This is a genomic window from Archaeoglobus sulfaticallidus PM70-1 (assembly GCF_000385565.1).
Classification (GTDB): Archaea; Halobacteriota; Archaeoglobi; order Archaeoglobales; family Archaeoglobaceae; genus Archaeoglobus_A; species Archaeoglobus_A sulfaticallidus.
The window spans coordinates 490499-505032 of record NC_021169.1 but is presented as its reverse complement, the minus strand read 5'-3'; the positions used below and the strand labels follow the sequence as shown (position 1 = coordinate 505032).

The window sequence follows — 14534 nt, the reverse complement described above, 5'->3', positions numbered from 1 at the left end:
GTTGATCGAGTATGTTCGTCAGAGTTGGAGACATCGTAAGAGAGATAGAGCTTCTTCCAACAAAAACTGCTGAGATAATCAAAAACAGCCTGCCGATCAGAGGGATCGTGAACAGATGGGGAGATGAGATATACTTCCACACGGACATCGAGGTCAGCGAGGAAGACAACTCAAAGGAAGTTGTAGAGCTGGGAGATGTTGCATACTGGATTCCCGGAAAGGCTATTTGCATCTTCTTCGGAAAAACACCGATAAGCGATGATAAGATCAGACCTGCTAGCGCAGTCAATGTTTTCGGGAAGGTGAAGGGCAGCCTCGAGGAGCTCAAAAGCATCATGGATGGAGAAGAGATAGAACTGTTCGTGGAATAGCAAAAGGTTTACAAACTTTTAAATTCACTTTATCTAACAACCATTAATGATAGCCTCCGCACCAGGAAAGTTATTCCTTTTTGGAGAGCATGCTGTAGTTTACAAGAAGAAGGCCATTGTTACGGCAATAAACCTCAGATGTTTTGCTAAAGTCAGTAAAAGGGATGAGTTCAGAATATCCTCTCCGCTCGGGGTTACCGGGCTGGACTTCAACATTCATCCATACATAAGCCATGCGATTCTGAGGTTCAGGGAGGTCAGGGATATAAGGGGTGCAGATATAGAGATAAAGAGCCAGATCCCTCCAGCTTCCGGACTTGGAAGCTCTTCTGCCGTGACTGTAGCTGTGTTAAAGGCTCTTGATGCCGAATTCGAGGCTGCATTAACCAACGAGGAGATATACGAAATGGCAAGAATGGTTGAACTCGATGTTCAGGGAATTGGAAGCGGAACTGATCCGTTTCTATCAACCTACGGCGGTTCATGGATAATCCCGGACAGAAGTCCGCTCAACCTCGGGAAAATACACTTCCTCATAATTGATAGCGGTATCAAGTCTTACACGAAGGAGATGGTCAACGGTGTGGCTTCGCTGAGAGAAAGATACCCAGAGGTGATAGATGCCGTAATGGATGCCATCGGGAAGGTATCTGAATCCGCAATTCCGGCACTCGAGAACAGGGATTATGACAAGATATTCGACCTCTTCAGGATAAATCAGTGCCTGCTGAAGGCCATTGGAGTTAGCAGAAGGGAAATTGATGAGATGATTGCAAAGCTTGAAGAACTGGGCATCTCAGCGAAAATCACTGGGGCAGGAGGCGGAGGTTGCATAATTGGCCTGGGAGAGAAGGATGCCCTAACCAAAGCCACCGAAATATTCGGGAATGCGTTCTTCGTCAAGCCCGAGAAAGAGGGTGTCAGGATTGAGGGATGATGAGATAATTATACTCAAGATCGGTGGATCGATCATAACGGATAAATCAAAGGGGAGCTTCGAGAAAGCAAAATTCGATGTGATAGAGAGGATTTCCAGGGAAATCAGCCAGTTTTTGATGGAGAACAGGAAAAAGATTATACTGGTCCATGGAGCAGGTTCTTTCGGGCATCCGCATGTCGAGAAATACAACCTGAAAGAGAAGAAAGAGTTGAGAGGAGTTTTAACAACTCATTTTGCCTGCAAGAGACTGAACTCGATTGTATGCGATAAACTTTTAGAGAATGGAGTTCATGCTCTGGGAATCCATCCCTTAACGAGCTTTTTCTTGGATGAAAAGCTGAACATCAACATCGATCTCTTTCTGGATATGCTGACAGAGGACATAATTCCTGTTACTCATGGCGACATGATCTACAACAGAAAGCGAAAGTTCTTCGAGGTTCTTTCAGGAGATTCAATAATCTCCGCCTTGATGGGAGAGCTTTCTGACAGAAAGCTGAGAGTTGGATTAGCAACTGATGTCGATGGAGTGATTTATGATGGCAGGGTTGTTAAGGAAATCAACGCAGATAACTTTGAAGAGGTTTTATCCGCAATAGACAAATCTGCAATGGATGCAGAGAGAAAATCGGATGTTACCGGTGGAATGAAGGGAAAGATCGGAGCCCTGTTCAGATCCATTCATGGTTCTGAGGTGAGGATATTCAATGGAGCGATTGAGGGAAACATTATTAAGTTTCTGAAAGGTGAGGCATTAGGCACACTTATCAGGGGGAAATGATGAGAAATGATGGGTGAGAATTATGGGTGAGAATCAAACCTCAAGTCGAAAGCTCGACCATATAAGGATATGCGTCGAGGAGGATGTTGAATCCGAATATACCGGGCTGGAAGATGTCATGCTCCTCCACAACTCACTTCCTGAACTTGATTTAGCAGACATCATAACGGAAGTTAGGTTTTTGGGTAGCAAACTCTCAGCACCACTCCTAATAGCCTCCATGACCGGTGGTCATCCGGATACAAAGGATATAAACAGAAATCTTGCGATGGCCGTTGAGGAGACGGGAATAGGCATGGGAGTTGGGAGTCAGAGAGCGGCTATAGAGGATAAAAGCCTCGAGGATACCTTCAGCATTGTCAGAGAGCATGCTGGAAACGCCTTCATATATGCCAACATAGGTATCCCTCAGATAATAAAGCATGGGGTTGAGTACGCTGAAAAGGCCGTTGAGATGATCGATGCCGATGCTCTGGCAATACACCTGAACTACATGCAGGAGGTTGTCCAGCCGGAAGGAGATGTTTACGCAAGAAACGGCTATTCTGCGATAGAAAATGTCGTGAAGGAAATTAAGGTTCCGGTTATTGTGAAGGAGACTGGCGGGGGGATATCTAACAGGGTTGCCAGAAAACTCAGGAATTGTGGAGTTGAGGCTGTGGATGTCGGAGGAGCTGGAGGGACAAGTTGGACTGCCGTGGAATTCTACAGAACCAAAGATGATATTGGAAAGAGGATAGCCATAGACTTCTGGGACTGGGGAATACCGACGAGCTTTTCGATAATTGAATGTGCAGAGATTCTGCCGGTTATAGCTACCGGCGGGCTGAGAAGTGGCTTAGATGTTGCAAAGTGCATAGCTTTGGGAGCGGAAATCGGAAGTTCGGCACTTCCCTTCCTTCATGCAGCCATGCGGTCTTCAGATGAGGTTGTTAAAGAAATAAACTACTTTATAAAGGGTTTGAAGGTTGCGATGTTTCTCACTGGCAGCAGAAGGGTTAAAGATTTACGGGATTGCAGAATCGTTGTTAGCGGAAAGCTCAAAGAGTACATCGAGGTTACAGGTATTGATGTGGTAAAATTCTGCGAAAGTAGGAATAAAGGAGGGTTTTTATGAGCTTCAACTGGCTTAAAGATGAAATTTCAAAAAGATCAGAAATAATAGAATCGGCCATAAAGGAATTGCTCCCGGTTAAGGATCCTGAAGGATTGTATGTTGCAACAAGGCACTTATTCAAGGCTGGAGGAAAGAGATTAAGGCCTGTCCTCTCTCTGGTAGTTTCTGAGGCTCTGAACAGAGACTACAGGAAAATTCTGCCATCTGCAGTTGCAATAGAGACCATTCACAACTTCACGCTGATACACGACGACATCATGGATCAGGATGAGATGAGGAGAGGTGTTAAAACCGTCCATAACATGTGGGGAGAGCCTGTAGCGATTCTAGCAGGAGATACTCTCTTCTCAGAGGCTTTTTATCTGATGACCTTCTGTGATGTAGATAAGGAGAACCTGATAAGGGGGGTCAGAACGCTTGCGGATGTGTGCGTTAAGATCTGCGAGGGGCAGTATCTGGACATGAGCTTTGAGGAGAGAGAGAAAGTTTCTGAAGAGGAGTACATCGAGATGGTAACCAAGAAAACTTCCGTACTGATTGCAGCTTCATGCGCTCTTCCGGCCATACTTTTTGGCGAGGACGAGGAAGTCATACAGTCGCTCTGGGATTTTGGAATATATAGCGGAATTGGCTTTCAGATCCACGATGATGTGTTAGATCTCGTTGGCCGGGACAAAACCGGCAAAGACTGGGCGAGCGATATTCTTGAAGGGAAGAAGACAATCATAACGATAAAGGCCTTCGAACAGGGAAGGCTGCCAGAGATATTCGGAAAAGGAAAGGCATCGACTGAGGAAATTGAGGATGCTGTTAAGATTCTCGAAGAGATAGGAGCGATCTCCTATGCATCGAATCTGGCGGAAAAATACATAGAAATGGCGAAGGAAAAGCTAAATGTACTTCCCAATTCAAATGCAAAAAGAGTACTCGAAGGCATTGCTGATTATTTCGTGAAAAGAGAGTACTGAAGTTAGGTACTGAGGTGCTTCTCATGAACATAAGAGAGGTTGTTTTGAAGTATGTAGTGATCAATGCGTCAAAGTACGGCAGGGCTGACTTCAAGGCTGTTATGGGGAAGGTGATGTCAGAGGTTCCAGAACTCAGAAGTAAGGCTAAAGAAGTTGTTGATATCGTTCAGGAAGTAATAAAGGAGTTTGATTCCCTTCCCGAAGAGAAAAAGCTGGAGCTTTTCGAGCAATATAAGGAGGAAAAGAAGGAAAGGAAAAAAGAGATTGCCCTGCCACCGCTGCAATCTGCTGAGAAAGGGAGAGTTGTCATGAGGTTCGCACCGAACCCAAACGGCCCTCCAACTCTCGGTTCTGCGAGGGGTATGATAGTTAACGGAGAGTACGCAAGGATGTATGATGGCAGACTCATTCTGAGATTCGATGACACAGATCCAAGAACCAAAAGACCAATGGTAGAGGCTTATGAATGGTATCTGGAGGATTTTGAGTGGCTTGGATATGAGCCAGATGAGACTCTGTACGCCTCGAAGAGGATCCCGATATACTACGATTACATAAAAAAACTAATTGAAATGGAGAAAGCCTACGCATGCTTCTGCAGCAGAGAGGAGTTCAAGAAACACAGAGACAGCGGAACTGAATGCCCTCACAGAGGTCTGCCAGCAGAGGATACAATGGATGTGTGGGAGAAGATGCTTGCAGGGGAATACAGAGAGGGTGAGGTTGTCATCAGGATAAAGACCGATATGCAGCACAAGGATCCGGCGATAAGAGACTGGGTAGCTTTTAGGATAATCTATGAGGAGCATCCATTAACAGGAGATGAGTACTTCGTGTATCCTACCCTCGATTTCGAGTCTGCTATAGAAGATCATCTAAACGGTATAACACACATAATAAGGGGAAAAGATCTGATAGACAGCGAGAGAAGGCAGAAGTACATTTACAGATACTTCGGCTGGGAGTATCCGATGACAAAACACTGGGGAAGGGTGAAGATTCACGAGTTCGGGAAGCTCTCGACGAGTTCGATTAAAAAGGCCATTGAAGAAGGAAAATTCACGGGATGGGATGATCCAAAGCTTCCCACCTTGAGAGCGTTGAAAAGGAGGGGTTTCTCTCCAGAGGCCATAAAGAAATTCTTCATATCCCTCGGAGTGTCAGAAAACGATGTATCTGTAAGTATGAAGAACCTTTACGCAGAAAATAGGAAGATTATCGACGAGACTGCGAACAGGTACTTCTTCGTTGAAAATCCTGTTTTGATTGAGATCAAGGGCTTGGAGTTCGATGGGGAGGTTGATGTCCCACTCAGCCCGAAGGGTGGTGTGAGAAAGCTGAAGGGAGAGAGTAGGGTTTACATCTCATCCAGCGACTTCAACAGATTCGGAGATGGGGAGATATTCAGGCTGAAGGACTTCTGCAATGTTAGGGTGGTTAGCAAGGAGGAGCTAATTTTCGAGTTTGCGGACTTCGAGTTGAAGAATGTCAAGAAGGGTAAGAACATAATTCAATGGGTTCCTGAAAGTCAGGCCGTTGACTGCGAGGTGCTCGGCCTAGAAAGAAACTACACGGGCAAAGCAGAAATTAACGCTGTAAATGATGTTGGGAAAGTTGTTCAGTTCGAAAGGTTTGCCTTCTGCAGAATAGAGTCCTTTGACGGGAAGCTCTTAGCAGTCTTTACACATCCATGACCTTTTTTAATCCTTTCCTTCTTTAATCGTTTCCTTTCTCAATCCCTTCGCGATAACAGCCTCAGAATCCTTCCTGAAGAGGTGATACCACTCCTCTCCAGCTAAACCTTCTTCGAGTTTTTTCCTTACACTCCAGTAGTTTTTAGGGTCTATGGCAAATCTTATTGTCACCTTGCCGGCATTCAGAACTTTAAGCCTCCTGTTCACCTCACTCGCGGAGAATCTGCATGTATCGATGACCTCGTAGTCCCTCATGAATTCTGTTTCTGATTTCCTGTCTGAAGTTAACAGAACCCTCCTGCCGTCGTTCAACCAGAGCTTGGCCTCAAAGCTGTACTTTCCAAGCAGGTTTTCCAGCAGACCGGCTTTAACTATTGTATAATCGACCTCGTGGATCATACTTTCAACTTCATCACATTCATCTACAGCCAGCCTATCGTCCTGATCGGTAACCCTCTCCATTGACGGCAGCGTTACAGCAGAAACATCACATTCAGCCAGCTCACCCCTGTAGAACGCCAGTCTGTTCAACCTGAAATCAAGGGATGTGTACTCCTTCTCGCCGTCAAGCTTTATCCTCTCAGGAGGCATCTGCGGGGGGAGTTCGAAGGCGATCTTATCGGTTATGTGCTCATACCTCTTCAATACCATCTCGGGCATAGGCTCTAAACCATCAAAAGTCCTGACATCCATGGATGGTGGTCTTGCCGGGTCTGAGAAGATCACTTCAGCTTCAAAACTCTTTACTATGCTTATAACCTCATCACTCAGAGCATCTCCCGCAACTACCAGCCCATCAACACCCATGGCAATCAGATTTAGCTTTGCCAGTATGGCCCTCTTTCTGTCGAGTTCCACACCCATTGCCCTTCCCTTTTTCGCGAAGAATATTAACTGAGCTCCCACACCGCAGCTTATATCAGCTATCGCTCTGGATTTGAGCCTTTCAGCCCTGTATTCTGAGACTACCGGTGGAGTGGAGTATCTCAGCCCGGATTCATCAAAGAACAGCTTTTCTGAAAGGTTGCCAAACTTTTCCCTGCTTTTTATTCTCGACTTCGCTATCTCGAATACATCCTCCTTACTGAGAATCGTTCTTCGGATCTTTCTGATTATCCTTTCCTTTGGAAGTCCCTCAGATATTTTCTTCTGAGCGAATCTAACTTCCCTATCTATTTTTTCAAAATCTGTGGGTTTGATCTCTACAATCATTCTTTTTAGCCCGATTTAGCTCAGCTCTTTTTCTTTTTGATGACAACTATATCTCCGAGAGTTGGGGTTAGAGATTTCCTGTTCAGGTTTACCTTCACTTCCACAACCTTCTCCCTGAGCTTTATGTTAAAAAGCCGCTCAAGCTTTTCAATCACTTCGGTTTCAGGTGTTATTTCGGCATTTTCTATCTTTCTTATAAGAGATTCCTTCTCCTGAATTTTTTTGGCCAGAACTTCCTGACTCCAGCCTCTCTTCTCCCTCTCCCTCTTTATTATCAGGTTATAGTTCTCAAGAAGTTCTTCTTCAAATTCGATTTTTTTCCTAGGACTTTTCTTCCTCAAAAACACCTTTTTAACATCCTTCTGAGAGATCCTCTCCACGGGCTTCTCGCTTCCGAGGCTCTTGCACCTCTTGCAAACATTTACCTCGCTTCCTTCGATGATTACCTTAAATGGCTTGCCCCTCAGCTCTGCACCACAGACCTCGCATTCCATCCTTCCACCTTTCTCAACTTTATCTTTTAGAGTATTTTAATTTTGAGTTGTTTGATTTTAAGTTGTGTCAGACATGCTAAAGCAAGGAAAAAGCATTAAAAAAATTTCAAATACTCTACATAACAAAGTATGAAGGATGTTCATTGGTATCGATGTCGGTGGAACGAATACAGATATCGCGATAATAAAGGATAATGAGATCAAAACGATCAAGATCCCCAATGAGGAGGGTTTTGAGGGTGCCTTCAGGAGAATACCCGCAGAGGATATTGAAAAAAGCAGGATAGCTGTGAGCACATCTCTACCGCTCAACCTTCTGCTCAGCAGATCTGAGCAGTATCCCACCCTCTCCATTGTTGTTCCCGGGCCGGGGTTGAACTATGAGAAGTTCGGAAAGGTTGTCAGGGGCTTTGTAAACCACAGAGGAGATGTTGTTGAGGATATAGACGAAAGGGAGATAGAGGAGATCCTGAAGAGCTCTGAGTACGACAACATTGCGATATCCTCCAAGTTCAGTGTAAGGAATGCGAGCATAGAGAACAAGATCTTCGAGATAGCCAGAAAATACTGTGATGAGAGATCCATAGCCCTGTCCCATTACGGAGGAGGAATGATATTCCCTTACAGAATAAACACGGCGATAATAAACGCCAAAATCATAAAAACCGTTTATGAGCTAACAGATACAATAAAATCCCTTGTTGGGGACTTCTTTTACTACAAGGGTGATGGTGGGATAATTCCCTATCAGATAGCCCTCAGAAACCCATCCGAACTTTACAATTCCAGCCCGGCGGCGGTGGCAGTTGGGGCTTATTTCCTGACCAAAGAAAGGAAAGCTCTGGTTATCGATATTGGCGGCACAACAACGGACTTCGTTTTGATAGAAGATGGACTTCCAAAAATAGTGGAGAACATCGAATTTTTTGGAAGGAAAACTCTGATAAGGTGTGTTGACTCATTTTCAATCCCGTTTGGTGGTGACTCTGCGGTTGAAAACGGAAAGCTGAAGCCGGGGAGGATTGGAAAACCCATCGCGTTTGGTGGAGAGAATTTCACGCTGACCGATGCCCTCAACCTCGAAGATTCAGAGATTGGCGATTACAGAAAATCAATCGAATACGCTGAAAGCCACGGAATCGACAGCAGAGCTATTGACAGCTTTGTTGAGATGATTGCGAAGAGCATAGAGTCAATGGAAGCTGAGAGAATAATACTGACCGGATATCTCAGCAGATATCTTGCAAAGAGAATTTCCAGAGCTTCAAAGGTTAGCGTCATAGTCCCAGACCACAGCGAGTCAGTTAACGCTGTCGGTGTTGCTGTGTCTCGCATAAGCCTGACGATGTATGTTAGATACGATACCGAAAGTGGAAAGGCTATCTACAACGGGGTTGTTGAAAGCTGTCCTTTCAAACTCGGCTCCCTGCCGTCTGATGAAGAGATGATGGCCTACGCTGAGCAAAAGCTGATAGATGTTATAAAGGAGCAGGGCTACGATGTGGATGAAAAGGTCAATGTGATCTACTTCAACTCCTACAGCGTGGTCAGAGGGGGAATCAAGAGGGGGAAGATTGCAGACATAGTCGTTCAGATTCAGCCCGGCATAAGCAAGGAGCTTTTGTGGTGATATTATGGTTACCGGTATAGTTTATCACAAGAAGTATTTGGAGCATGAACAGAGTCCAACCCACCCGGAGAGGAAGGAGAGGTTGGCGTATACAATGGATCAGCTAATCGAAGAAGGAATATTCGATAACCCAAGAATAAAGTTGATTGAACCGTTTGAAGCGAGTATTGATGATGTTCTGACAGTACATACAAAGGAGTATGTCGAGTTTCTGAGAAAAAGAAAGTAAGAAGGGAGGTTTCATAGATTGGGATACCAACATCCCTGTTGGAGTTTTCGAGATCGCCCTCCTTTCTGCAGGTGGAGCGATAAGGGCTGGAAAAGCCGTTCTGGAAGGAGAGGTTGACAACTGCTTTGCGATGATCCGCCCTCCCGGGCATCATGCCAAACCGTACATAGGAGCAGGCTTCTGCTACCTCAACAACATGGCAATAATGGTGAAATGGCTTCAGAAGCATGGCATCAGGAAGATCATGATCCTTGACTGGGATGCACACCACGGAGATGGGACTCAGGAGATCTTCTACTATGATGACAAGGTTCTCTTCATCTCAACCCATCAGATGCCGCTCTATCCCGGAACGGGATTCCCATACGAGTGCGGTGCGGGAGATGGGGAGGGCTATACGATCAACATCCCGCTGCCCCCTGGAACATCGGATGATGGATACATGATGGTCATTGAAGAGATAATAAAGCCTGTTGCCGAGGAGTTCGAGCCAGAATTCATAGCTGTTTCTGCCGGTCAGGACAACCACTTCACAGATCCCATAACAGGACTGGCTCTAACTGCAAGAGGCTATGCTGAGATAATGAGGGAAGCTGTCAGGCTCTCGGAGAAATACTGCGATGGCAGAATTGTTGCCGTGCTGGAAGGAGGCTACAGTGTTGAGTCGGCACTTCCATACACAAATCTCGGGATTATCTCGGCGATGGCCGGGCTTGATATATCATGCATAAGGGAGCCGCTCAACTACCTGCAGGAGTTAAAGTTCAGGAGAAAGGAGAGTGCACTTAAAAAGCTGGAGGACAACATCAACGATGTGAAGAAAGTGCATTCGAAATACTGGAAGTGCTTTTAGCTGTGAAGCAGGTGAACCATATGAAACAGATGTCAGCCGTTGACATCAAAGCCATTATTAGCGAGCTTAAGGTAATTGAGGATGGTAGAATCGACAAGATATACCACAATCCTCCAGACGAGATAAGGATAAGGATCAGAAAGCCCGGAAGCAAGTTTGAGCTTATCATAGAGGCAGGAAAGAGAATACACCTGACAAAATTCCCAAGACAGGCTCCAAGAATTCCTTCGAGTTTTGCAATGCTCCTCAGAAAGCACCTCGAGGGAGGGAGGATAAGGAGAATTTATCAGCACGACTTCGACAGGATCGTGTTTGTTGAAGTTGAGCGAGAGGAGAAGAAGGTACTGATTGCAGAGATCTTCAAAAAGGGCAATGTCATTCTCGCCGATGAGAACTGGAAGATAATCATGCCTTTAAAGCCATTTTTCAAATCTGGAGAGACTTACAGGCTACCCAAACCCCAAAAAAGCCCGTTTGAGCTCAAGAAAGAGGATCTCGATGTGTTGGGTGACAAAGAGATCGTAAAGGCTCTCGCAACAAGCCTGAGCGTTGGCGGGATTTACGCTGAGGAGATCTGCCTGAGGGCTGGAATCAACAAGAAAAAGCTGGCTTCTGAGCTGAATGATGAAGAGAAGGATAGAATCGTTAGGGCTGTGGAGGAGATATTCTTGCCAATAGCAAACGAGAGTTTTAAACCACACATTCTCATAAAAGAAGGAGAGTATGCTGACTTTCTTCCGATAGAACTCAGAATTTTCGACGACTATGAGAAGAAGTACTTCGATAGCTTTAACGATGCAGTTGATGAGTTCTACTCGAGAAAAATAGTCGAAGAAGCTGAGAAAAGGGAGGAAGAGAACAAAGAGCTTCAGAGACTCAGAAAGAGACTTGAAGACCAGCTATCAGCTAAAGAGAGGTTCGAGAGAGAGATGGACGAGCTGAGAAAAAAGGGTGATTTCATCTACGAGCAATACACGAAAATCGAGAAGATCCTGGATGTTTTCAGGAAAGCAAGAGAGAAGAAGTCATGGGATGAGATTAAAGAGATAGTGAAAAAAGACAAAAAGCTGAGAGAGCTTGTTAAAGACATAAACTCAGCAGAGAACAGGGTTAGCGTGAGACTCGATGGATATACAATCGACCTCTACCTCGACAAAACCCTCCCTCAGATTGCAGACATCTACTACAGCAAGGCGAAGAAGATAAGACAGAAGTACGAGGGAGTGCTTAAGGCAATCGATAACACAAAAGCAGCCATGGAAAAGATAAAGAACGAAAAGAGATTCGTAACGAGCATAAGGGTCTCGAGAAAGAGGGAGTGGTACGAGAGATTCAGGTGGTTTATAACGAGTGAGGGTTTTCTGGTTATAGGGGGCAGAAACGCGAAGATGAACGAAGAGATAGTCTCCAGATACATGGAAAAGAACGATCTGTTCTTCCACACCCAGGTTCCCGGAGCTCCGGCAACAATACTCAAGAATGGTCAGAGTGCCGGGGAGAAGAGCCTGGAGGAGGCTGCAATTTTCTCCGCCACATACTCATCCCTCTGGAGGGAGGGTAAGTACAGCGGAGAGGTTTATTATGTCAGGCCTGAGCAGGTTAAGAGGAGTGCAAAAGCGGGAGAGTACCTCGCCAGAGGGAGCTTCTACATCGAGGGAAAGAGGAACTACATTTCAGCAGAGGTGTCGTGTGCCATAGGGGTTGACTTGAAGAATTTGAGGGTTATCGGAGGTCCAAAGAGTGCAGTAGAGAAATATGCTGACTACTTCGTGGAGATCGATATCGGAGATAAAACTCCAAACGAAATATCCATAGAGATAGCCTCGAAGCTCGTGGAAATGGCAAAGGAGGATGAGAAATACATTGTCAGAAGCATATCCACACCAGACGAGATAATGAAGTTCCTGCCTCCAGGGAAGTCTAGGATTAAGTGAACTACCGCAAGCTAAAGCTTGCGGCTTCCTCCTGCTGGAACCGGAGCTTCTCAGCCTCCTGCCTTTGAGCGGCAGTGTGCGACTCCACCCCGGCGGGGAGTGGCTGGTTCACGCAGCCCCATACCCCACACTCATCCCGCCTTAGCTTCCACATCCTGAAGTTCGGAAGCTTCATCGAACGGAAAGCCGAGTAGGGCACATGCAGGTATAACACACAGCCCCTGATCAGGATGTTAACGGAAGCGTTTCTGTCAGCGTGGCCTTTGTGGCCGTTAGGGCAGGTGAACAGCTTCTTGTGTCTGATCCCGAGAACCCCGCATAGGGGACACCTACGCGAGGTGTCCTCGGGAGGCACGAACTTTACTGGCACGCCAAGCCATTCGAGCTTGTACTTGAGGAACAGCTGCAACTTGCGGAATGGCCACGAATGCAAACGACGGTTCATCCTCTTTCCTTTGTTTCCGTTTCTGATGCTGTTTAAATCCTCCATGAAGACGATAAGACCCTGATATTTCGATAGATAGTCTGCAACCCTCCTGGAAACGAGGTGCAGTAAATACTCGATCTGCCTGTGCTCTTTCCCTGTGAAACCTAACTTCCTCTTGCTCTTAGCTCCGTGCTCCTGCAGCCTCTTCCTTATCGCGAACCAGTAGTGCCTGATGAACTTGATGACAGCGTAATCAACGATGAAAGAATCTACAACCTCTCTCGTCGTTAAGTCGTAAACAGTAATGGCCACGTTGTCCTCGTTGACGTCGATGCCAGCAGCATACCTGATCGACGAAACTGGAACGTTTCTGGTTATCGTGATGTGCAGATAGTATTCTCCTTTCCGTTTAACGAGTTCTGCGATGGTTACATCGTATTCAGGAGTGTAGTCGATCCCCTGCTTTCTCAACTTGATGGCTTTCTTCTTTTCCTCTATGGCCTTCCTCACGATCTCCTCCTGCTCTTTTGAGAACTGAAGGTACCCCTTAACGTACTCCTTGCGAGGGATCAGTGTGACCCTGAACCATATCCTGCCATCATTTATCCAGAGGTTGTAACCCTCACCGAAGTTCATTCTCAAAGGCAGGGGTTTGTTTTCGTATATTCTGAGTTCTTCAGCCTCTCCCTTCTCCTCGAGCTCTTTGAATGATTTGAAGGTCTCCTTTGCCTTCGCTATTATCCTCTGCTTCGTGTTGTCAACTAAGAATGATTGGATATCTTTATCGCTTACCTTCTCGCCGTCTAAAAGCTTGATCAGGACTTCGTTGAAAACCCTCCTGGATTCGAGCAAAGCCTCGTCTACCTTTGCAGGATCGCCTTCCTCGATGATTGCTTTTCCGATTGCTGTCTTTATAGCTGCCAAAATTTCTATCATTTCTATTTTGTTCGTTTCCAAAAAATTTATATTTTAGCGCCATTCACCCCCCAAGCTGAAAGCTTGGGGCACTCTGGCGCTGGTTTTGTGTAGATTATTTTCCTTATGAAGGATAATTAATCTGCAGCCTTGTGGCAGTGACATATAAACAAGCTGGGCGGAGAAGAGAAATGCTAGTAAAGTATCCTCTCCAGATCCTCGCCTCCATAGAATATTTCCTGTATTCCATCGTAAACATCCTCCATTCCTGTACTGTCCATGGCGGAAACTGGAATGAGTGTTCTGAAGAGCCCAAGATCCCTGAGCATGTAGAACAGCTCACCGCTGATGTTCTTGATGTTGCTAACCTCTCTGCCAAGATCATCGAAAAGTGTTTCCGGATCGTCACTCCACTCAACTATCCTCTCAACCTCATAATCCTCGAGAATATCAGACTTTGCAAGCACCTGAATCTGCGGTAGCTTTAGCTTAAAAACCGATGAGGATGCCATGAACAGAAGGGAAAGAAAGCCCGAAGGTGTTTTGGCGACCACAGGGTCGAAGAGGTAAACCATCACACTTCTATCTCTACCGAGGAAGTCTATAAGCAGGTTGCTGCTCTGCCTTAAGGTAAAGAGCTCCATCTGCCCTGGAGTGTCTATCAAGACATACGGTACATCGAAGTAATCAATCTCGTCCTTTATGTCGCCTATTTTTGTGCTGATCAGATCAGCCGAGATTATCTGTGCTCCATTTGGCCCAACACCATAGTTGAGCATCACATCTTCAAGCGTGAAGTAATCCCTTATGTCAACCTCTGGAGAGTAAGGTAGATTCTCCGCTCCCGGATCGAGGTTCACGATGATGTTCTCAAGGTTCTTGAAGTCCAGCCAGTCTGCAAAAGCCTTCGTAAGATAGGTTTTTCCGGAGCCGGCGGTTCCTATGAAGTATATCAGAACCTGGATCATT

At 45.8% G+C, this 14534-nt stretch carries 14 protein-coding genes; 10 read left to right on the top strand and 4 right to left on the bottom strand.

Annotation, left to right across the window (positions count from 1 at the left end; genetic code table 11):
* Window positions 1-11: 11 nt before the first annotated feature.
* From ASULF_RS02675 to ASULF_RS02650, 6 genes are read left to right on the top strand one after another with little or no spacing between them, the layout of a single operon-like run.
* Complete coding sequence (locus tag ASULF_RS02675) at window positions 12-371, top strand: cyclophilin-like fold protein (protein WP_015590158.1); 360 nt, start codon at window positions 12-14, stop codon at window positions 369-371.
* A 46-nt stretch (window positions 372-417) separates the two neighbouring features.
* A complete protein-coding gene (gene mvk, locus ASULF_RS02670; RefSeq protein WP_015590157.1) occupies window positions 418-1308 on the top strand; it encodes a mevalonate kinase in 891 nt (296 codons plus the stop codon).
* Entirely contained in the window at window positions 1298-2092 is a 795-nt protein-coding gene (locus ASULF_RS02665) for an isopentenyl phosphate kinase (protein WP_015590156.1), read from the top strand. The genes mvk and ASULF_RS02665 overlap by 11 nt, the downstream gene beginning before the upstream one ends.
* A 22-nt stretch (window positions 2093-2114) precedes the next feature.
* Entirely contained in the window at window positions 2115-3209 is a 1095-nt protein-coding gene (gene fni / locus ASULF_RS02660; protein ID WP_015590155.1) for a type 2 isopentenyl-diphosphate Delta-isomerase, read from the top strand.
* The gene (locus tag ASULF_RS02655; RefSeq protein WP_015590154.1) at window positions 3206-4177 is read left to right on the top strand and encodes a polyprenyl synthetase family protein; all 972 of its coding nucleotides are present in this window, start codon (window positions 3206-3208) and stop codon (window positions 4175-4177) included. Before fni ends, ASULF_RS02655 begins: the two co-directional genes overlap by 4 nt.
* A gap of 23 nt (window positions 4178-4200) precedes the next feature.
* On the top strand, window positions 4201-5871 hold the full coding sequence (locus tag ASULF_RS02650; RefSeq protein WP_015590153.1) for a glutamate--tRNA ligase: 1671 nt from the start codon (window positions 4201-4203) through the stop codon (window positions 5869-5871).
* 6 nt (window positions 5872-5877) lie between these two features.
* Here the strand turns inward: ASULF_RS02650 and ASULF_RS02645 are convergent, their stop codons facing one another.
* Window positions 5878-7083 (bottom strand): DNA methyltransferase family protein, encoded by a 1206-nt coding sequence (locus ASULF_RS02645; RefSeq protein ID WP_015590152.1) that lies wholly within the window; start codon window positions 7081-7083, stop codon window positions 5878-5880.
* A gap of 20 nt (window positions 7084-7103) precedes the next feature.
* A complete protein-coding gene (locus ASULF_RS02640) occupies window positions 7104-7577 on the bottom strand; it encodes a multiprotein bridging factor aMBF1 (protein ID WP_015590151.1) in 474 nt (157 codons plus the stop codon).
* A gap of 136 nt (window positions 7578-7713) precedes the next feature.
* On the opposite strand from ASULF_RS02640, the gene ASULF_RS02635 reads away from it, so the two are divergent.
* The 4 genes from ASULF_RS02635 to rqcH are packed head-to-tail and all read left to right on the top strand — an operon-like array spanning window position 7714 to window position 12223.
* Window positions 7714-9207 carry a hydantoinase/oxoprolinase family protein gene (locus ASULF_RS02635; RefSeq protein WP_015590150.1) on the top strand — a complete coding sequence of 498 codons (1494 nt, stop codon included), beginning with the start codon at window positions 7714-7716 and terminating at the stop codon, window positions 9205-9207.
* Window positions 9208-9211: 4 nt separating this feature from the next.
* Window positions 9212-9436, top strand: a complete 225-nt coding sequence (locus tag ASULF_RS12165) for a histone deacetylase (RefSeq protein WP_236609708.1) — start codon at window positions 9212-9214, stop codon at window positions 9434-9436.
* 13 nt (window positions 9437-9449) lie between these two features.
* Window positions 9450-10289 carry a histone deacetylase family protein gene (locus ASULF_RS02630; protein WP_330217187.1) on the top strand — a complete coding sequence of 280 codons (840 nt, stop codon included), beginning with the start codon at window positions 9450-9452 and terminating at the stop codon, window positions 10287-10289.
* Between the two features lie 20 nt (window positions 10290-10309).
* The gene (rqcH, locus tag ASULF_RS02625) at window positions 10310-12223 is read left to right on the top strand and encodes a ribosome rescue protein RqcH (protein ID WP_015590149.1); all 1914 of its coding nucleotides are present in this window, start codon (window positions 10310-10312) and stop codon (window positions 12221-12223) included.
* Between the two features lies 1 nt (window position 12224).
* Here the strand turns inward: rqcH and ASULF_RS11265 are convergent, their stop codons facing one another.
* Both ASULF_RS11265 and ASULF_RS02615 read right to left on the bottom strand, forming a co-directional pair.
* The gene (locus ASULF_RS11265) at window positions 12225-13586 is read right to left on the bottom strand and encodes an RNA-guided endonuclease InsQ/TnpB family protein (protein WP_015590148.1); all 1362 of its coding nucleotides are present in this window, start codon (window positions 13584-13586) and stop codon (window positions 12225-12227) included.
* 173 nt (window positions 13587-13759) lie between these two features.
* Window positions 13760-14533, bottom strand: coding sequence for an ATP/GTP-binding protein (locus tag ASULF_RS02615; RefSeq protein ID WP_015590147.1), 774 nt, complete (start codon window positions 14531-14533; stop codon window positions 13760-13762).
* Window position 14534: the final 1 nt, after the last annotated feature.